General features: G+C 67.5%; 14 protein-coding genes. 2 read left to right on the plus strand and 12 right to left on the minus strand.

Annotated elements, in window-relative coordinates; translation table 11 throughout:
- Positions 1-121: 121 nt before the first annotated feature.
- Both ACFVFQ_RS37310 and ACFVFQ_RS37315 read left to right on the plus strand, forming a co-directional pair.
- Positions 122-361, plus strand: coding sequence for a hypothetical protein (locus ACFVFQ_RS37310; RefSeq protein ID WP_383424991.1), 240 nt, complete (start codon positions 122-124; stop codon positions 359-361).
- Positions 348-1,028: a transposase gene (locus tag ACFVFQ_RS37315; RefSeq protein WP_383424993.1), complete on the plus strand. Its 681-nt coding sequence runs from the start codon at positions 348-350 to the stop codon at positions 1,026-1,028. The genes ACFVFQ_RS37310 and ACFVFQ_RS37315 overlap by 14 nt, the downstream gene beginning before the upstream one ends.
- Positions 1,029-1,311: 283 nt before the next feature.
- Here ACFVFQ_RS37315 and ACFVFQ_RS37320 read toward each other — a convergent pair whose 3' ends face one another.
- The 12 genes from ACFVFQ_RS37320 to ACFVFQ_RS37375 form a co-directional block, all read right to left on the minus strand.
- Positions 1,312-1,527: a hypothetical protein gene (locus tag ACFVFQ_RS37320; RefSeq protein WP_383424995.1), complete on the minus strand. Its 216-nt coding sequence runs from the start codon at positions 1,525-1,527 to the stop codon at positions 1,312-1,314.
- An 85-nt stretch (positions 1,528-1,612) separates the two neighbouring features.
- On the minus strand, positions 1,613-2,329 hold the full coding sequence (locus ACFVFQ_RS37325) for an ISAs1 family transposase (protein WP_383424997.1): 717 nt from the start codon (positions 2,327-2,329) through the stop codon (positions 1,613-1,615).
- 321 nt (positions 2,330-2,650) lie between these two features.
- Positions 2,651-5,941, minus strand: coding sequence for a putative baseplate assembly protein (locus tag ACFVFQ_RS37330; protein WP_383424999.1), 3,291 nt, complete (start codon positions 5,939-5,941; stop codon positions 2,651-2,653).
- Positions 5,934-7,508, minus strand: coding sequence for a phage tail protein (locus tag ACFVFQ_RS37335; RefSeq protein WP_383425001.1), 1,575 nt, complete (start codon positions 7,506-7,508; stop codon positions 5,934-5,936). Before ACFVFQ_RS37335 ends, ACFVFQ_RS37330 begins: the two co-directional genes overlap by 8 nt.
- Positions 7,508-13,612 carry a baseplate J/gp47 family protein gene (locus ACFVFQ_RS37340; RefSeq protein WP_383425003.1) on the minus strand — a complete coding sequence of 2,035 codons (6,105 nt, stop codon included), beginning with the start codon at positions 13,610-13,612 and terminating at the stop codon, positions 7,508-7,510. The genes ACFVFQ_RS37335 and ACFVFQ_RS37340 overlap by 1 nt, the downstream gene beginning before the upstream one ends.
- Entirely contained in the window at positions 13,609-14,370 is a 762-nt protein-coding gene (locus ACFVFQ_RS37345) for a hypothetical protein (RefSeq protein ID WP_383425005.1), read from the minus strand. Before ACFVFQ_RS37345 ends, ACFVFQ_RS37340 begins: the two co-directional genes overlap by 4 nt.
- Positions 14,371-14,386: 16 nt before the next feature.
- Complete coding sequence (locus ACFVFQ_RS37350; RefSeq protein ID WP_383425007.1) at positions 14,387-14,779, minus strand: GPW/gp25 family protein; 393 nt, start codon at positions 14,777-14,779, stop codon at positions 14,387-14,389.
- A 39-nt stretch (positions 14,780-14,818) separates the two neighbouring features.
- A complete protein-coding gene (locus tag ACFVFQ_RS37355; protein WP_383425009.1) occupies positions 14,819-16,627 on the minus strand; it encodes a VgrG-related protein in 1,809 nt (602 codons plus the stop codon).
- Positions 16,628-16,653: 26 nt separating this feature from the next.
- Complete coding sequence (locus ACFVFQ_RS37360) at positions 16,654-17,325, minus strand: peptidase M23 (protein WP_383425011.1); 672 nt, start codon at positions 17,323-17,325, stop codon at positions 16,654-16,656.
- 291 nt (positions 17,326-17,616) lie between these two features.
- Positions 17,617-18,054 (minus strand): phage tail protein, encoded by a 438-nt coding sequence (locus ACFVFQ_RS37365; RefSeq protein ID WP_383425012.1) that lies wholly within the window; start codon positions 18,052-18,054, stop codon positions 17,617-17,619.
- Positions 18,051-18,203 (minus strand): hypothetical protein, encoded by a 153-nt coding sequence (locus ACFVFQ_RS37370; RefSeq protein WP_383425013.1) that lies wholly within the window; start codon positions 18,201-18,203, stop codon positions 18,051-18,053. Before ACFVFQ_RS37370 ends, ACFVFQ_RS37365 begins: the two co-directional genes overlap by 4 nt.
- 698 nt (positions 18,204-18,901) lie before the next feature.
- Entirely contained in the window at positions 18,902-19,072 is a 171-nt protein-coding gene (locus ACFVFQ_RS37375) for a DUF6760 family protein (protein ID WP_383425015.1), read from the minus strand.
- Between the last annotated feature and the right edge of the window lie 39 nt (positions 19,073-19,111).

Below are 19,111 nucleotides of genomic sequence, written 5' to 3' on the forward strand. Positions count from 1 at the left end.
CACCCCGGCCCGCGTGTCCCCCACCAAGGCCGCATAACATCAACCCCACGAAACCCGTTCGTGAGCGCCTTTACACCACAAACTGGACGCGACCGGTCGAGGGAGGGTGAAGGTTCCACGCGTGAACGGCAAGCGCGTGGACGAGGCAACGGGCGAGCGCAGGCGGTTCTCCTCGGCGATCGTGTCGCCGTGGTGCCGCACATCCCCGAAGATCTGCGAGGTGCTGCCTCTCCTCTACCTCCACGGGTTGTCCAGCGGGGATTTCGTGTCTGCGCTCGAGCAGTTCTTCGGCTGGCTTGTCGCCGGCCACCATCACCCGGCTGACCACCCAGTGGGAGGCCGACGACATGACGTTCAGTGAGCGCGACCTGTCCGTGGGGGACTACGTCTATGTGTGGGCCAGTGGCATTCACCTGCAGATACGTCTGGAGGAGGCGAAGGGGGCGGTCCTGGTCGTCATGGGCGTGCGGGTGGACGGTACCAAGGAACTGATCGCGTTGGCCGGCGGCTACCGCGGGTCCTCGCAGTCCTGGGCGAGAGGGGGCTGCCGGCGGCGTGGTATGCGCTCCCGTCCTCGCTGTTGGCGATGGAGCCCTCGGCTTGTGGAGCGTGTTGAACGAGGTCTTCCTCGAATTACTCGGCGCCAAAGATGCTGGGGTCACGATACGGCCAACTGTCGTGGCAGCCTCTCGAAGTTGGTCCAGCCTGTGGCGAAGGTCATCCAGGTCATCTACAACGCCGTGGACAAGGAGCATGCGGCCGCCGCGGTCAAGGCGTTCGCCAAGCAGTACGGGGCAAGGTTCCCCAAGGTTGTCAAGATGATCGTCGATGGCGAGGACGAGCTGCTGGCGTTCTACGACTTGCCGGCCGAGCACTGGGTCCACCTGCGGATCGCCGACCCCATCGAGTTGACCTTCGCCATCGTCTGTCTGTGGGTCAAGGTCACCAAGGGTGCTGGCTCTCGGGCTGCCGGCTGGTGGTGGTCTTCAAGCTCGTCGAGTCCGCCCAGGTCCGCTGGCGTGCCGTGAACGCACTCCGCCTCGTCGCTCTCGTCCGAGCGGGGGCCCGCTTTGAACGAGGCGAACTCGTCGAACGTGCGAAGCTCACGCGGTCTGAACTGCCTCACGATCCCACAGGATTTGACTATTCCGCAGTCTCTTGTCGTGCCCTCTTAGGATAACAAGACAGATCGGGGCGTTTCGGGCCGCAGTGTCGCGGGGGGGGCCACGGTGTCACAGAAGGTGGGGAGAGCAGCAGTCAGGGCCACGGTCAGGGCTATTGCAAAGTCTGACGGTCTTGGATCGTTGCTGGTCAGGCCAGGTCGAGGGGGTCCAGCGGGTGGTGGAAGGGCGTGTAGGACATCTCGCGGAGCCCGGCAGCGATATTCGGGTGGCCTGCCGCTCGTAGTTGGTTGATCGCGAAGCTGGGGAGCGTGGCCATGTTGTCGGGGCCGTGGCCGGTGCGGATCTTGGAGGCGTCCTCGGTGAACGTGGTGTCATGGACGAAGTGCAGTCGGTTCTCGATCACCCACTGCGAGCGGGCCAGTTCCCCGAGTCGCTGGGGTGATGTCTGGCGGGCGGTGAGGTCGGTGATGCGTAGACGGTCTGCCGTGTCACCTTGGCCGAGTGTAGGTCGGTGCGGTGGCGCAGGATCTTCGCGGCCTGCACCGCATGGGGAAGTCCAGCCTGAGATCGGTGACGGTCAGCGCCCTGGTGGTCCGCGTCTCCTTGTGGCCGTGCCCCGTTTCGCGGTCGTAGCGCCGAGTGGTGGCCTGCGTCCAGGGCAGCGACCTCAACTGTCGGAACCTTCCGGGCTGGTTGGCCTTGACCAGCAGCAGGTAGTGAGCCTTCTTGTCCTCCACGAGGAACCGGGCGTGTTCGCGTTGGGTGTGCGGGGCGTCGGCGGTCCCCGTCACGCCGGCCAGGTCGTACGGCTCCAGCAGGGCGGCGAAACAGGTGATCTCGTTGGTCTTGTCCGGCACCCGCAACTGGCTGACAGTCTGTCCGGTCCCGGTCATCGCAGCCAGCAGATGGGGGGCCGTGCTGGTGGCGGTGCGTGAGCCGCGGGCGCTCTTGCCGTCGACGGCCAGGGTGAGCGCTCCGGGCGGATCGGCGCCCAGCAGGTCGGCGAGTCCGCCGGGACAGACGGCGTTCAGGGCACGGCGGATGGTCGCGGTGCTCGGCGCGATCCGGGCGCTGAACACGGTCGTCGTGCGGGCGCCGAGGCGGGCGAGGGTGTCCTGTGGGGCGTTGCGCGACCACTGCCCGGTCGCGGCGAATGAGCGGGCTCCGGCCAGTACGGCCGAGTAGGCGATCAGCAGCACGCTCACCAATGGGTGACGCTTCCCCGCCGATGCCGCGGATCAGCCAGCGTGGCCAGCCGGTGCGGCAGTTCCGCAAGGGCGCGGTGCTGGCGCGAGGGCGACTTGATCAGACAGACGCTGGCAGACTGACGGCACATCGAAGCTCCGGTTCGACAGGGTGACTTGGTAGGTCACCCGCTCCAACCAGAGCTTCGTTGCGTACGAGACGGGACGGCCGGTAGGCGTCACACCACCGTGACCTGCGCCTCCCCACTACCGCTGGGACTTTGAAACAGCCCTGGGGCCACGGCCCCTCTCCGGATCACACGCTGATAATTCCGGGCCCCGTCAGAGGCCGGGGAAGGTTTCGGCCAGGAGGCCCTGGGTGATGAATTCCCGGTTGCGGATCAGGGCGTAGCGGATGCCGCTGATCAGGTATTGTTCGCCGGTCAGTTGGCCGTCGATGATGGCATCCAGCTGCCGGGTGAAGTAGGTGGGTAGGCCACGGTAGAGTTTTGTGATCTTTTCGTTGTGGGGGGGAGCGCTGTCGGGTGTTGCGCTGTTGGTCGGTGGTGTCGTGAGAGTGAATTGGGTGTAGGAGTCTCCTTGGAAAAGGTAGACAGTGTTGCCTTCGGCGAATCCCGTGTTGATGTCTTTGTGGAATTTGGCAAGCAGCTTGGGGTAGCGCTTGCTGATGAGCTCGGGTTGTGCCCAGGGTTTGTCGGGTTCGTCGAGGTTTGCGCAGGTGGTTTTGTCGCCCTGGAAGGCCAGCAGTCTGTTCCCGGGGAGGGTGATGAGGGCGTCGAATCCCCTGAATTCTGCAGGCGGTGTGGTTACTTTCTGGGTCAGGGCACGAGGGTGCTCGTTGGGAGGTAGGGCCTGGCGGCTGGTGATGGAGTACACGGTGGCGGCGTTGGCGCGGATGCCTACCCATTGGTCGGCCCGGGTACCGCGGACGATGGTGTCGAGGGGGGCGGGGTGGGTGCCGGGAGTGCCGGGGAGTACCACTACGTGGTGCTGGGCAGAGTGGATCAGCCCGAGGGGGGAGAGGCGTACGGGCTCTGTGGGGGGTGACCAGGTGCCGTCGTCGTTGACTTCGCACAGTTCGAGGCCGAGGGTGTGGGTGATGCCGGGGACTCGGTTGAGTACCGTCCGGGTCTCGCCTGTGGTGACGGTGCGGCCCAGGGGCCAGCCGGTGCCGTCCCGGCCACCGGTGAGCGGGTTGAACCAGGCGGAGAGGGCTTGCTCGGCGGTGTGGGCCAGGTGCTCGCGCTGGTTGTCGGTGAGGGGGGTGTCGGTGTGGACGGCTGCGCGGATGCCGAGGGTGGTGAAGTCGAAGGACTCGATCTTCACGGCAGTGTTCGGTGGCAGGGCTGGTCGCAGGGCGGTGGTGAGTTGCTCGGTGGAGGGCAAGGTGGGGCGGTCAGTGGGGTGGGGCGGTGGTGCGGGCAGGGCCAGGAGAGTGATCTGGTGGCGGGCTCCGGGGTCGAGGTCGGGTGTTTCGCTGGTGCCGTCGGTGCCTGCGGTGGCGGCTTGTTCGTTGGTGACCTTGATGCCGGGGGGGGCGATGTCGGTGATGGTGATGGTGCGGGCGGGGACGTTGCCTGCGCTGCCCTTGGTAAGGGTCAGGGGTTGCTGCGGTGAGGCGTCGAGCTCGATGACGGCGCCTTGGGGCGGGATGGCTCCGTACTGGCGCGTCGTGCCGGGACCGTAGGAGATTAGGGGGCCGAAGAAGAGCCTGCCGGTGACCGGGTCGAGGACCGCGTGGCAGTCGGTCGGGGTGGACCGTGTGAAGTCGTCCACCAGCTGCCACCGCACCTCTTCCCCCTTGTAGGTCAGTTTGAGTGCGGGCAGAGTGCCGGTGAAGCCACTGTAGGAGAATTCGGTGTGGAAGCCGGGCTTTCCGTCTGGCGATGGCTTTGCTGTGACTGATTTGGTAAGCCGGATCACCTGGCGGGCGTGTGCGCGGGACTTGTTCCCCTGGGGGGCGGAGTCCTGGGTGGTGATGAACTCCAGCTCCGCGCCGGTGGTGCGGAACTTGGTGCCCCGCGGGACGGTGGGGGGCTGCTGGGCGCCAGTTTTGGTGAAGGTGAGTACTGTCTCGGCGGGGGTAGGGGGCTGGGATGTCAGGAGCGGCTTCAGGGCTCGCATGCTGGCTGCGTAGCTGGCCGGCAGACAGACGGCGCGGGCGGCGCCCGCGCCGCAGCGCACCGCGCGTACCGCGACTTCCTGGCAGGTCAAGGCTCGCATCCGGCCGGGTAGTTCGGGTGGGGTGGCAAGAAGTGCGTCGGCCACAGGTTGGGCATCGGCGCCGCCTGATGCGGTGGTGTGGTTCCGCACCGTGGCGATCTGCGGGAGGGGGGTGCGTACGAGGGTGATCGCCCCGGTGTCGACGTTGCCGCGGGCGCCGCCTCCGGTCAGGTAGGCGGGTACGCTCACGGTGGCGCCAGCCGGGGGGAATGCGCCGGGGTCTGCCCTGTCGGGTGGGGGGAAGGTGATGGTGCCGGTCACCGGGTCGACCATGACACCGCGGTCGGTGGGCGCGCGGTCGGTGAAGGAGTCCACCACAGTCCAGGTTGTGGCTTGGCCCGAGTCTTCGCTGCTGACCACGCGCAGGCCCTCGGTGCTGATCAGCGGGGTGCGGGCAAGGGTGAAGGATTGTCCCGGCAGTCCGTTGCTGATCCCCAGGACCTCTTCACCGACCACCTCGGCCTGGATGGCTGGGGCGGTGATGGACAACACCGGCTGCAGGGTGAAGCCGCCCGTCACGACGGGGGTAGGGGCTGGGTGGCCGGTGGCGCTGACGGGGCGGCAGCGCAGGAGGCCGGCGGCGGTGACGGTCTCGGGGCTCTGGCCACGGTGGTCTAGTTGGACGGTGGCCGGGGTGTGTCGGGGGTCCACCTCGACGGTGAGCTGGCCGTCGTGGCTCAGGCCTTTGGTGGTGTCGTCGCGGATCGGACAGGTCACCCAGCGTCGGCCCTCCCAGGCTTCCCAGACCCAGCTGTCGGCGCGTGGCTCCCCAGCGGTGACCGGGCCAGCGCCTTGCCTGTCGAGCGAGGCCGGCTCGCGGCGGGCGGTGAAGTCGAAGGTGAGTGGGGCACTGGGCGCGGGGGTGGACAGCACGAACAGCCAGAACCCGTCCTGAGAAGGGCCGGTGGGGCTTTGTTCCTCGCTGTCGAACGGGGTGAAGTCGCATACCAGACGGGGTGGGGCCCACCGCCAGGAGCGGGCGGTGCCGGCTTGGACCAGGGCAGTGGGGTGGAGTGTCACGTCGCGGGTGGTGGTGAACACCACCGTGCCCCAGGCGCTGGCGGCGTCGGTGGCCACCTCGGTGCCGGCCGGCACGCGCAGGCTCTGCTGCGGTAGGGCCGCGGCGGTGAAGGTCACCCTGGTGGTGGCCGCTGACGGCCGCGTCGGCCTGACCTGAAGGTCGCGCAGGACCTGACGGCGCATCCGCTCGGGCACCTGGTTGACCTGTTCGGCCAGGGCTATGGCCATGTCGGCGGCGGAGGCCAGGACCGCGGCCCCGGGGTCGGCCGGGCCGCCGCGCCAGCCGGGTGCGGCCTTGCGCACCGTGTTGGCGGCGGCTGTGCGGATCTCGGCTGCGGTACGGGAGTCGAGGGCAGGGGCGTCAGTCATCAGGGCTCTCCGTGGTAGGGCGGGTGCGGTGCGTGGTCCCACGGGCGGGGCTGCCGGCAAATGCGGTGATGGTCCCCCGGGTCAGATCCACCTGGCGGACCCGGCCCGGGCTGTGGGGCTCGCCGCTGCGGCCACTGTCGGCGATATAGAGCACGTTGCGGCCCGCATCGATGCTCACCCCGGCGGGCCGGTTCAAACATGCGTCGGTGGCCTGTCCGCCGTCACCGTCGTCTTTTTCCTTGCCGGGGGTGCCGGCCACGGTGCGCAGTTGGCCGTCGGGAGTCACCTTGCGTACGCAATGGTTGCCGCGGTCGGAGAAGAACACGCTCCCGTCGGCGGATACCGTTACTGACCAGGGTTTGTTGAGTGGTGCCTGTACTGCCTTGTCGGCTTGCCGGTCGAACCCTGCGGTGCCCGTACCGGCCACTGTGTTGATGATGCGGCTGTGCAGGTTCACTGCACGCACTCGGTGGTTGTCCGTGTCGGCGATGTACAGGATGCGCCCGGTCGCATCCAGTGCCAGGTGATGGGGCGCGTTCAGCTGCGCTTTCTCTGCCGGCCCACGGTCCCCGCTGTGGCCCGGAGAATCGGGTATGCCCGCAACGGTCCGGGTGGTGCCAGAGCGCGGGTCGAGAGCGTAGACGGCACAGGTTTGACCGTCGGCGACGAACAGGGTCCCGTCCGGGTGCACCACCACCCCACGCGGCAACTTCAGCTTCAAGGCGAGGGTGGGCAGGCTGGTCAGGATGCCCATGGTGTCGATCGTCCGCAGACGCTCGCCGGTGGCAAGGATCACCTGCCCCTCGGCGTCGACGGCGCCCCCCCGCACATAGGTGATCCTTGCCTCAGGACCTGGTTTCCCCTCCCCGGCCTCCTCATCCTGCGAATTCGCTTGTGGCCCCGCCCCCACCAGGCAGGCGCCGGTGCCGGTCACCGGATCGACCAACCACACCGTGAAACCGTCGGTACCGGGATCCTCCTGCCATACGTACACCTCCCCGCCGGGCCCGACCAGCGCTCCGTCCACATCCTTCAGCGGAAGGTCCTGCGCCGGCAGCGTCTTGCCGGTCGTCAACTCGAGGTTGTAGGGCAGCCAGGCGGGACAGTGCGCCTCCACCAGCCGTTGCAGTGTGGGCACCTGCACATCGGTAGCCCGTGCCCACACCTGCAGTATCCGTTCCTGCGTCAGGGAACTCATCGGCCGTAGCGCAGAGGACATCTCCACTCGCCCCGGGTCGGCCAGGCCCAGCACACAGCCGTGCACCAGCAGCGCCTCGCGGCATAACGCGACCGCCGTACCACGGGTGGCGTTCAGCAGCGGCCCCTCCCGCACCACGGCTCGTAGCCGGGCAGTGTCCCAGTCCGGTTCCGTCCGCAGCCCGAACGCCGCACACAGCCATTGCAACCACGCCTGGGGTGCCCTTGCCGCGCTCAGGTACCTCGGCAGCGCATCCAGTTCTTGGCGGGAGGGCGCCACGGCGTCTTGCAGAGCTTGGGTGAAGGCGGTCAGTAGGGGGTCGGTAGATAGTTTTGCTGGTAGGGGTGGCCACACTGGTTCGGTACCCATCACGTGTCTCCGGGGCGGTAGAGGGGGGTTTCACTGGGGTTGAGTGTGACGGGGTCCGGCAGGGGAAGGATGTTGCTGGCGCTGCTCTCGCCGGCGGGGTGTGCCACTTCCAGGTCCAGGTGGTGTACCGCGCGAATCGCGGGCACCATCTCCAGCAGGGGATACAGCTCCCCTGGCTGTGGCAGTGTGCCCAGCGGCCAGCCGTCTCCCTGTGGCCCGCCGGTCAAGGGGTGCAGGTAGGCCACCAGTTTCCCGTGAGCCTCCTTTTCCGCCGCCTTGACCTCCCCCTGGCTCCACAGCTCCACCTCGGCAGTGACCTTCAGCCTGCGCACAGCTGGGCCGCCCACCGTGAGCACTGTTCCCAGCGGCCGGATGGCCTCCAGCCATACCCAGGCCGCATGCAGCATCGAGGGCGTGGGTGTGACGTTGTCCTTTGTCGGTTCCGGCCCGCAGAGGTCGGGGATGAGGGTGATCCGTAGATCCCTGTCGCTGCGCCCCTCATCTCCGGGTTCGGTACACACCACGCGGCCTACTCCGATTCCGGCCCGGTCCAGGAGTCGGCGGTAGTCGGCGGCGGTCACCGCCCGTCCGAGTGCGAAGCCTCCGGCGTGGCGGGCCAGGGCCTGGGCGGGGGTCTCGGCGTCGCGTCCGCCGACTGCCGGCTGTGCCTGGTGGACGCGGACGGTTGCGCCTTCCAGTGGTTCCCGTAGGTGGGTCAGGGATCCGGCCTGTAGGTTCCCCGCTGCCCCTGCGGTTTCGGCGGGCACGGTGGTGAACGGGTCGCCCCGGTGTGGTACGGCGCCGTGCTGGCGCGGGCCGTCCCGGTCGGGGAGCTCTGGGCCGAACGTCATCAGGCCTGCGGCTGGATCCACCCGAAAGACCTGGTCCCTCTCGCCGGCCTGCGCAAAGGTGTCCACCGGAGCCCAGTAGCCGCGCTCTTTTTGAGCGCTGCCGGTCACTGCCAGCAGGGTTTCTCCCGGCCCTGGCCGGATGCTGCCCAGTGGCACCACCTGCCCGGGACGCCCATCCGAGTACGACCCGACGAACCGCACCCGGTACCGGAGCTCCAGCCCCGGTTCGTGCTTCTCGGGCTCTTTCTCGCGGTTCACGATCGGCATGAACAACACGGTCACCGGGCCGATCGGCAGACCTCTCTTCGAGGCTGCTTCCAGGCGCCACCGCCCCTGGTCGTCGATACGCGCCTGCGCGTAGGGGGTCTCACTATCGACCTGCCCGTCCGGGCCGGCATACAGCGTCACCACATGGTCGGCCGGGCCCCTGCCGGTGAACACCTGCCAGGGACTGACCGTGGCATGCTGCGCCGGGTAGTCCACCTCCAGCGGCACGACCGTACAGGCGACGGGGATGCTGTGCGAGGCACCGTGGACGGGCTTCTCCTGCACGGTGAATGTCGATTCGCCGGGCGGCAGATTCCTCTCCGGCTTCAGTACCCAGACCCCTTCGTCATCGACGGACGTTTCACCGTAGCGGTTGTCTCCCAGCCACAACGTGATCGTGCTGCTGGGGTGCCCCATCCCGCGGAACACCTCTCGCGGACACACCTGGGTCCCTTTCTGGGGCTGCGAGATGGCGAACTTGGAGACTTTCACCGCGACCGGCACGGCGGACCAGCCCAACTCGTCCGAACCGACCATGAACTGCACCGGCTTTGTGGTCGGCGACAGAGGGCTGGTGGGGGTGACCTGCCAACGACCTTCCTCATCGACAACGGTCCTGCCGACAGGGGCGCCACCACTGCGCCTCTTCAACTCCACCTCGCGAAGGGGCGGACCGACGCCGCTGAAGGTGTGCCGCTGGGGAATTGTCGCGTCCTCTTTAGGATTGCGGATGGCCAGGCGGCCGATCCGCACAGCCTTCTCGACGATGTCCCGGTCCACCGTGACATCGTCGGAGGTGAGCTTGAGCAGGACGTCCTGGTGGTCTTTGCCGTCGGCGAGCCAGAAGAAGTCGTCGCTGGGGGTGTAGGTCCATGCTCCCGTGCCGCGTGCGGCCTTCGGGGTCTTCTCCGGCCGCGCGTCCAGCCAGCTACCACCCTCACGACGGACCGACACGCGGGCAGAGCGATCATCGACCCACAACCCCGTCAACCGCTCACGCCCAGCAAGGCCCTTCTCAGGGTCAATATTCAACGTAAGGGGAGCAACGGTGCGCCGCACAGCACTGCTCTTGTCGGTGTCGTCGGTGTAGCGGGCCTGAAGGTAAAGGATGGTGCGGGTGGCGGCGAGCGGGTGTGTGGGGGTGAGGGACCACTTCCCGTCCTCGCTGACGAGGGCTTCCGGTTCGGTGGTGATGACGTGCTTGTAGGGGTCTTTTCCGGTCTCGCTGGACCACAGCGTCACCTTCTTGTCCGGCGTCCCCGTGCCGAGAATCACAGGCAGCCCACCACACACCCCATCCGACCCCGTGATGTCCAGCGGGACGACGGTGACGGGAATGATGTGTTCGTCTCGGTTGTAGGAGAAGCTAAAGGCTTCGGCTTTGATCTCGGTGGTGCCGGGGGGCCAGTCGGTGGAGGGGGTGTAGCTCCATTTCCCCTGGGCGTCGCAGCTGACCCATCTGCCGGGGTCCTTCCAGGGTTGGTCCTTGCCGCATCTGTAGCGGAACTCGACTTCCCTCATGGGGTAGGTGTGCCAGGTGCCTGTGATGTGTTCGCGGCGGGCGATTGGCTTCCCGGAGGTGGGGGTGGTGATCTTGAGGGGGACGGTGGTGTGCTTGAAGGTTTTGCTGGTGCCGGTGTTGTCGTCGTAGCGGACCTGGAAGTGGAGGTCTGTAGTGTCGGTGATGCCGTGGAGGTTCTCCTTGGGGGACCAGCTCCAGGTGCCGGTGCTGCCGACGGTGGTGGTGGCAACCGTCTTCATTTCGGAAGCAACGTCGCTGAGGCCGACGCGTAGTTCGATGGTCTTGTCCTTGGCGCCGGTGCCCCAGAACACAGCCCGCGCCCCGATCCTCCAGTCCGCCTTGGGCTGCGTGACGGCCGGCGGGACGACGGTGGCCTCAACGGTGCGTTCCTCGGCGTCGTATTCCTTATGCCAGGGGTGGGCTTTGATCTCGGTGGTGCCGGGGGGCCAGTCGACGGCGGGGGTGTAGGTCCAGTTCTCCCGGGCGCTGACGTAGCCCTTCTCCCCGTTGTGAAAGGTCCATGCGCCGCCTTTGACGCGGGAGGAGAAGCGGATCCACTGGTGGTCGGAGTGGTACCAGGTGCCTGTGATGGGTTCGCGGGGGCCGATTTGCCGGTTGGGGGTGGGGGTGGTGATTTTGAGGGGGGCGGTGGTGTGCTTTCTGGTTTTGCTGGCGCCGCTGTTGTCGTCGTAGCGGACCTGAAAGTGGAGGTTTGTGGCGGTGGTGATGCGCTGGTCCGCGTCGGGGGTCAGGGTCCAGTTCCCCTTGTCGTCGACCCTGCCGCCGGTGGCGTTGACCGGCTCCATTTCGGAAGCAACGTCGCTGGTGCCGGCGTAGAGTTTGACGAACTTGCCCTTGGCGCCGGTGCCCTTGAACACAGCCCGCGCCCCGATCTGCCGGCCCTCCGTGGGCTGCGTGATCACCAGCGGGACAACGGTGACCTCTACAATGTGTTCATCGCCGTCGTATCCCTCAAACTTGGGGTGGGCTTTGATGTCGGTGGTGCCGGGGGGCCAGTCGACGGCGGGGGTGTAGGTCCAGTTCTCCCCGGCGCGGACTTCCCCGCGAAAGGACCAACTGCCGTTTTTGGCGCGGGAGGAGAAGTAGATCCCCTGGTCGTCCGGGCGGTACCAGGTGCCTGTGATGTGTTCGCGGGGGCCGATTTGCCGGTTGGGAGTGGGGGTGGTGATTTTGAGGGGGACGGTGGTGTGCTTTCTGGTTTTGCTGGCGCCGCTGTTGTCGTCGTAGCGGACCTGGAAGTGGAGTTCCTTTTTGTCGGTGATGTCGCGGAGGTTCGCGGTGGGGCGCAGTATCCAGGTGCCGTCGCCGCGGACGGTGGTTTTGGCGGCCGTCCACATTTCGGAAGCAACGTCGCTGAGGCCGACGCGTAGTTCGATGGTTTTGTCCTTGGCACCGGTGCCCCAGAACCTAGCCCGCGCCCCGATCTGCCGGCCCTCCGTGGGCCGCGTGATGTCCAGTGGGACGACGGTGGTCTCAACGGTGCGTTCCTCGGCGTCGTATTGCTTATGCCAGGGGTGGGCTTTGATCTCGGTGGTGCCGGGGGGCCAGTCGACGGCGGGGGTGTAGGTCCAGTTCTCCCGGGCGCGGACGTAGCCCTTCTCCCCGTTGTGAAAGGTCCATGCGCCGCCTTTGACGCGGGAGGAGAAGCGGACGAACTGGTGGTCGGAGTGGTACCAGGTGCCTGTGATGGGTTCGCGGGGGCCGATTTGCCGGTTGGGGGTGGGGGTGGTGATTTTGAGGGGGGCGGTGGTGTGCTTTCTGGTTTTGCTGGCGCCGCTGTTGTCGTCGTAGCGGACCTGGTAGTGGAGTTCCTTTTTGTCGGTGATGTCGCGGAGGTTCGCGGTGGGGGTCAGGGTCCAGGTGCCGTCGCTGCGGACGGTGGTTTTGGCGGCCGTCCGCATTTCGGAAGCAACGTCGCTGAGGCCGACGCGTAGTTCGATGGTTTTGTCCTTGGCGCCGGTGCCCTCGAACACAGCCCGCGCCCCGATCTGCCGGCCCTCCGTGGGCTGCGTGATCACCGGCGGGACGACGGTGGTCTCAACGGTGCGTTCCTCGGCGTCGTATTGCTTATGCCAGGGGTGGGCTTTGATCTCGGTGGTGCCGGGGGGCCAGTCGACGGCGGGGGTGTAGGTCCAGTTCTCCCGGGCGCGGACGTAGCCCTTCTCCCCGTTGTGAAAGGTCCATGCGCCGCCTTTGACGCGGGAGGAGAAGCGGATCCACTGGTGGTCGGAGTGGTACCAGGTGCCTGTGATGGGTTCGCGGGGGCCGATTTGCCGGTTGGGGGTGGGGGTGGTGATTTTGAGGGGGGCGGTGGTGTGCTTTCTGGTTTTGCTGGCGCCGCTGTTGTCGTCGTAGCGGACCTGGTAGTGGAGTTCCTTTTTGTCGGTGATGTCGCGGAGGTTCGCGGTGGGGGTCAGGGTCCAGGTGCCGTCGCTGCGGACGGTGGTTTTGGCGGCCGTCCGCATTTCGGAAGCAACGTCGCTGAGGCCGACGCGTAGTTCGATGGTTTTGTCCTTGGCGCCGGTGCCTTCGAACACAGCCCGCGCCCCGATCTGCCGGCCCTCCGTGGGCTGCGTGATCTCCGGCGGAGGATTGGGGGTCCAGGTCAGAACAATATGCCCATGGGAGCCGGGCGCCCCCGCCTCTTCGCCGGTGTCCAGCTTAGGCCTGGGGCCTTCCTCGACCGATTGGACACCCGAACGCACAAAACTACTGCCACCACCACCGCTACCACCCTTCGTGCGCTTGCCCGACCGGGTATCATATTTACCGCCGCCGCCGCCACCACCACCGCTGTAACCGCCGCCGCCGCCACCACCACCACAAATAGCAAGATCGTCAATGGTGAAAGTAGTGCCGCCGCCGCCATGGCCGCCGCCGCAGTAGCCGCCCTGGCCGCCGTTGCCGCTGCCGCGGCGGTTGTCACCGCCGGCGTAGCCTGCTCCTCCTCCCCCTCCTCCTCCTTCCCAGTTGCCGGAGGGATCGCTGCCGCGGCTGCCGCCAACGTAGCTGTCGCCGCCCTTGCCACCGTTGCCACCACGGCCACCGCCAATGCCGCCTTGTCCTCCGGCTCCTCCGGTGCCGCTTCCCCTGCCACCGCCGTCGCCGCCCCCACCACCGTTGCCACCGGTACCGACATACGAGCCTCCTCCCCCTCCTCCGCTGACGAAATGGAGGGTGCCTCCTACGGCGAGGTAGGAGTATCCGCCGCCGCCACCACCACCGTCAGTGGAACCGTCAAATCCCTTGCCGCCGACGCAGAGATTGAGTGTTTCGCCTTGTTTGACGGGGATTATGCCGCCGGTGTATCCGCCTCTGCCACCGCGGTGGCTGGATTTGCCGCCGCCGGCGGCCCAGACGCGGGCGGTGATTTTGGTGACGTGTTTGGGGACGGTCCAGGTCTGGTCGCTGCCCGTGTATGTGAACTCTTTCTTTTCGGTCATCGGGGTTCTCCGGTGGGGATGGCTTGGATGGCCAGGACGGGCGCGGGGTGGGTGGCGTAGGTGATGATCACTTGGTGGTAGGTGGGGGTCAGGTCTATGGGGGGTTGGGGGGTGCTGGGTGGTGGGAGGGGTTGGCGGTGGGTGGTGATGGTTCCGGTGGTGTCGACGCGGCGGATGATGGCGTCGACACGGCGGTTGTGTGGGTCGTTCTGGTCGGTGATGTAGATGTTGCCGTCGGTGGCGAGGTAGGCGTGGGTGGGGGTGTTGAGTTGGGCTTTGTGGGCGGGGCCGTCGTCGCCGTTGTAGCCGGGGATGCCGGTTCCGATGGTGAGGGTGGTGTTTTTGAGGGTGACGGGTGCGGTGGTGATGAAGTTGGTGTCTCCGGTGGTGACGCGGGTGCCTTCGGGGAGGGTGATGCTTGCCTGGTCGGTGCCGAGGGGGTTGGCGGTGAAGGTGAGGTGGGTGCGGGCGGGTAGGGGCATGGCGGGGGTGGCCCCGTAGAGGGTGAGTAGGGCGCGCAGAGTTTCGGAGGGCAGGGTGTTGCAGCGGTAGGAGAGGTGGTCGGTGAGGTGGGCGGCGTATTCGATGAGGGTGATGCCGGGGTCGGAGACGTTGTGGTCGCTCCAGGTGGGTGCGCGGGTGGGTAGGAGGCGTTTGGCGGTGTCGACCAGGTCCTGGAAGCGGAGGGTGTCTAGGTCGGGGACGGCGGGTGGGGTAGGGGGTTCGGGGGCCTCGGGGAGGGCGGGTGGGGTGGTCATGGCGGGGCTCCCGGTCTTATGGGGTGACGGGGATGGTGTAGTAGGGGTAGACGAGGTTGCGGGGGTTGTTGGTGGTGTTGATGCGGTAGTGCACGTCGATGTAGAGGAGTCCGTGGAGGGTGTCGTCGGCCGAGACCTGGACGTCTTCGACGGTGATGCGGGGCTCCCAGCGGGTCAGGGCGGTGGTGACCATCTCGTGGATGCGGCCGGCGGTGTCGCTGTTGAGGGGGGCGAAGACGAGGTCGGCTAAGCGGCAGCCGAATTCCGGGCGCAGGGGGCGTTCGCCGGGGGTGGTGGCCAGGATGAGCTGGATGGAGCGTTCGATGGTGTCTTCGCCGTTGGCGAGGGTGATGGTGCCGTCTGGGTCGAGGGCGGTGGGGAAGGCCCAGCCTGCTCCGATGATGTCCATGCTCGTATCCCTGGTCCTTGCTGGTGCGCGGGGCGGGGGTCAGTTGATGTTGGTCTGGGGCGCGTTGAGGGTGGCTTTGTTTTTTTCGAGGTTGAGGGTGGATGTGGTGCCGCCGGTTGCGGAGAGTTTTTCCTGTGCGTTGATGTTGATGGTGGCGCCGGCGATCTCCAGTTCCCCGCTCTTGCCTTCCGTGCCCGTGGTGAGGGTGAGTTTTTTGGTGGCGTTCAGGGCGATGGTTGCGCCGGTTAGGGTTATGCCGTCTTCGCCGGCCTGGAGGTGGAGCTCCTTGCCGGCCTTGACGGTGACGGTGCCGTCGCTGGCCAGGGTCAGGGTGGTGTCGGCGCGGTCGAGGCGGATGCTGGTTTTCCCGTCCCCACTGGCCAGAAGGGCGCCTTGGTGTTCTTTGCTGTCCAGGAGCTCGAGGCGGTCTCCGGCGCGGGAGGCGAGGGAGCGGCGGTTGACGTGGCCGGTGTTGGGGTCGATCAGCGGGCCGGTGTGGGGGCCGGGTTGGTCGCTGCCGTTGTAGAGGCTGCCGATGACGTAGGGGCGGTCCAGGCGCCCGTGTTCGAAACCGATCAGGACCTCGTCGTCGACGTCGGGGGTGATGACACCGCCGCCGTGGGTGCCGCCGTACTGGACTGTGCGGGTCCAGTCGGTGACGTAGTTGTCGGACAGCCAGGGCAGCTTCAGGCGTACCCAGCCGTGCTGGCCGCCTGCGAGTTCCTTGCAGTCGGTGACGACGGCCGTGGCTAGCCCCTGGGCGATCATGGCGGGGGCGGTGGGGGGCACCGGGGACTGGGGTAGGGGGCCGACCCAGATGCGGGTGTAGTAGCCCTTCAGGCTATCGAACACGTGTCGGCAGGCGGTGAGGGTGTATTTGCCGGTGAGGGCCGCGCCCACTCCCGCCAGGGCGATAGGGGTGTTGGCGCTCAGGCGGGGGTTGCCGGCCCCCTCGGCTTCGATGTGGGCCAGGGTGGCCGCCTTCTGGCCGGCCAGCGCGCTGGCGGTCTCGCGGGTCTCGGTGTCGCCGACGGGGTCCCGGTCGGTGACAGGCAGCACAGGCAGCACCGGGGTGCCGCGGAAGGCTGCGACGACGCTGCTGTTGCTGGTGCCGGGCTTGACCCGTGGGCTGGTGGTGGCGGCCGCGGTGGCCTCCAGGGCCTTCTTAGCTTGGGGGTTCCAGCCTCGTACCGTCACTTCGCGTACCTGGTCGGTGGAGTCGAGACGGGCCGTCAGCGACGTCAGGCTGTTGGTACCGCGTTGCAGCACATACGGGCTGCCGGCACTGCCCTCGGACGGCTTCGGCGCGCCATCGGCTTTCTCGAACGGCCGCAGATGCAGTACCTCCCCCTCCACTTCCACCAGCAGGTCCCGCGGAACAGCCAGGGACTGCAGCAGTTCCCAGTCGCTGAGGTTGGGCTGGGCCACGTACGGCAAGGGCCATTTGCTGCCTTCGACGGTACCCAGGCGCAGTCCTGCCCGCTGCGCGGCCTGGGCTGCGATCTCGCGCAGGGTCTGATCGGTGTAGGAGGCGATCTGGCGTCCGCGCTGCAGCCGGTGCGCGCGGTCCCTCGCCTTCACGACTGTGCAGATGCCCAGGGTGTCCACGGTTGCTTCCAGCGCGGTCACCTCCCCGTCGAACAGCTTCCGTGGGACGGGCTCTCCGGCGGTGATCGACACCGTCACGGGAGTGCCGATGACTACCCCCGCCGCCTTCGGCATCCGGTGTTTGTCGTCCTTGAAGCGCAGGTACGCCTCGGCCGGTAGCCCGGCGGCGGTGTGGATGTGGCCCTCTACGAAGTCGGTGGCCCAGGGCTCGGTCAGCTCTTCGCCGGCTACGGTGATCATCGGTAGTACCGCTGCGTACTGCCCCGTCACCGGTCCGCCCCCGCATTCTCGACGGCGGGCACGATCAGAACGCGGCCCGGCGGCACGGTCAAGGGGTCATCGACCCCGTTGGTGCGGGCCACCGCCCGCCACAGCGTCGGATCCTGGTACGCCTGCCAGGACACCAGCGCAAGCGACTCCCCCTGCACCAAGCGGTGTTCGCACAGCGCTGCATCCCCGCCGGAGGTCGGATTCTGCCGCGGCACCACCCCGCCGGTTTCCTCCAGATTTACCGTGCAGGTGGCACGCTTCGGGCTGGCATCCGACGCGAACAGGGTGTACGTGGCCTGGACGTGCGTCACCAGGGCCAGGAAGGACGTGGTGCGGGTGGTGCCCCATTCCAGCCGCACCAACGGGGCGACGGGCCGCTTGGCGCGGATACTCTCCTTGGTGGGCGAACAGCAGGAGAGCAGGGTTTCCACGTCCTTTTCCACGTTGCCCTGGCTGGAGTCGAGGAACACCTCCACACTCATCGCCCGTGGGCCGGGCCCGTTGTACTGCGGGCGCGACGCCTCCAGCGCACTGCTCGTCCCCTTACGAATCCATGAGGCCTGCTTGCCCAGGGCGAGCTGGGACGGGTTGAATTGCAGGCGGATACGCGAAAGCACCGCCACGGGACTGTGGCCAAAGACGGCCGGCGGTTCGTAGACCACCAGCACGGCCCGGGCCAGCGTCCCGACGAGAGGAACACCAGGCATAGCAGCTCCAGGAGGAAAATCGGCGGCGACGTGACATTGCGGCACACCGGCAGCTCAACAGGGCAGGGAAGAAGCGTTGGATCAGGGCAAACTCGGCTAACTCCGCCGGCGCGCCACCGCCGGGCCGATAGGGCAGTGGGCCTTGTCCCGTTCGCTGTGTGGAGGCGTCGCCGGGAGGCATCACACACCCACCGGAAGCGTCGCCAGCTGTAGCGCCTTGGGATGTTGCGCTGTCATGGCAGGAGTGACCTTTCACCGGGGAACGACTACCTCGACGAATCCGTCGTGGGCGATCTCCAGCGTCTCCAGGGCAGCACCGGAGGAGGCGGTATCGAAGGAGGGCCCGCTCCAGCGGACGGGCACGACCCCGGTGAGGGTCCAGCACACCAGCGGACGACGGTCGGGGCCGAGGGCGGCAAGCTGGGCCATCATGGGGACGCGCCGTAGGGCCTGGGCGCGGATCCACAGCCACAGGGCGGGAGTGAGCTGGGTGAGCGGGCGGGAGAGGGTCACGTTCCCGTACTCCAGGTGAGAAGGGAGCTGGTGCACCCTGGTATTGAGGCCGCCTTCGGAGCGGGTCTCGGTCACCATCGAGCAGCTCAGCCCATTACAGCTGGTGAAGCTGCCCAGCTCGTACATACCGACGTCAAGACGGAATAGGTCGCTGTGGGCGAAGGGCAGTGAGGTCATGGCCGGGCTCCGGTGCGGTGGCGGATGGTCTCCCCCTCAGCTGACAGCAGCCGCAGCACCGACGGTGCAACCACACGGGCCAGCGCCTCACTGTGCTGCTCGATCAGCGCACCGAAGTCGTCCGGCTCCGTGACCTTGGCTGGCTCCACCGGCCAAGGCCACCGCAGCGGCGGTGCCTCGGCAGACCTGCTTTCGGTCGAAGGCACGGCGTTTCTCGGGCGTGGGCCGGATGGTGCACCGTCCCCGGGATAGCCCGTGGTCGGTGGGTCTCCGCCGGGCGGTGCGGTGGTGAGGAGCCGCGCATGCGAGGGGAGGGCGTGCATCGGTTCCACGGGATGACGGGTGGTGGGTGGGGTGGGCCAGGTGAGGGGTGGTGGGGTGGTGGTGTGGATGTGGCGTGTGGGTTGGGTTGTTGGGGTTGGGGTGTGGTTGGGCGTGGGGGTGTTGGGTTCTGTGGGTGTGGGGGCGTTTGTGGGGGTGTTGGGGTTTTTCGGGTCTGTGGGTGTGTTGGGCGGGGCGGCGGTGGGGGCTGTGGAGCTTGCCGAGAGGGAAGGCGCTGCCAGGGGGACCGTGGTAGGAGAGGGCCAGCGGCCCGGCACCGGCTGAAGCATCTGGTGAAAGGGGAGCGCTATAGCTGGCGGTTGCTCGGGAGCGGACCGCTCGTCCAGGGAGCGTAGAGACGAGGCCAGGCCCGCGCGGGGGATGAGCCGGGTGCGGGCCGTGGTCGAGATGTCCGGGCCCCATGCGGCCAGGGCCCGCGCAAACACGGCGGGACGGCAGGCAAGGGCGTGGGAAGCCAGCACCCCGGCCGGTGCCGGGGCGGGCGCGGGGGGCTGGGCCGGCATGGTCACCTCCTTGTGGGCTGGTAGTGGTTGAGGCTGTGATGGACTGCGGCGATGGAGCGCACCCAGCGGCGGCGCTCATGATGGGTGAGGCCGAGGAGAGACTCATGCCCCCAGTGGAAGTGGTAGGCGATGTAGGTGATTTCGTCGTAGAGCTGGTTGGCTGGGTGCGTCATGCTTCCCCCGGGCGTCCTCCGGGGGCGGTGAAGTGGGTG

This window comes from Streptomyces sp. NPDC057743, from assembly GCF_042798755.1.
GTDB lineage: Bacteria > Actinomycetota > Actinomycetes > Streptomycetales > Streptomycetaceae > Streptomyces.

Coding starts and splice junctions, on each gene's coding strand:
- ACFVFQ_RS37315 (WP_383424993.1), top strand. CDS start 348: ATGACGTTCAGTGAGCGCGACCTGTCCGTGGGGGACTACGTCTATGTG.
- ACFVFQ_RS37330 (WP_383424999.1), bottom strand. CDS start 5,941: ATGACTGACGCCCCTGCCCTCGACTCCCGTACCGCAGCCGAGATCCGC.
- ACFVFQ_RS37335 (WP_383425001.1), bottom strand. CDS start 7,508: ATGGGTACCGAACCAGTGTGGCCACCCCTACCAGCAAAACTATCTACC.
- ACFVFQ_RS37340 (WP_383425003.1), bottom strand. CDS start 13,612: ATGACCGAAAAGAAAGAGTTCACATACACGGGCAGCGACCAGACCTGG.
- ACFVFQ_RS37345 (WP_383425005.1), bottom strand. CDS start 14,370: ATGACCACCCCACCCGCCCTCCCCGAGGCCCCCGAACCCCCTACCCCA.
- ACFVFQ_RS37350 (WP_383425007.1), bottom strand. CDS start 14,779: ATGGACATCATCGGAGCAGGCTGGGCCTTCCCCACCGCCCTCGACCCA.
- ACFVFQ_RS37355 (WP_383425009.1), bottom strand. CDS start 16,627: ATGATCACCGTAGCCGGCGAAGAGCTGACCGAGCCCTGGGCCACCGAC.
- ACFVFQ_RS37365 (WP_383425012.1), bottom strand. CDS start 18,054: ATGACCTCACTGCCCTTCGCCCACAGCGACCTATTCCGTCTTGACGTC.
- ACFVFQ_RS37375 (WP_383425015.1), bottom strand. CDS start 19,072: ATGACGCACCCAGCCAACCAGCTCTACGACGAAATCACCTACATCGCC.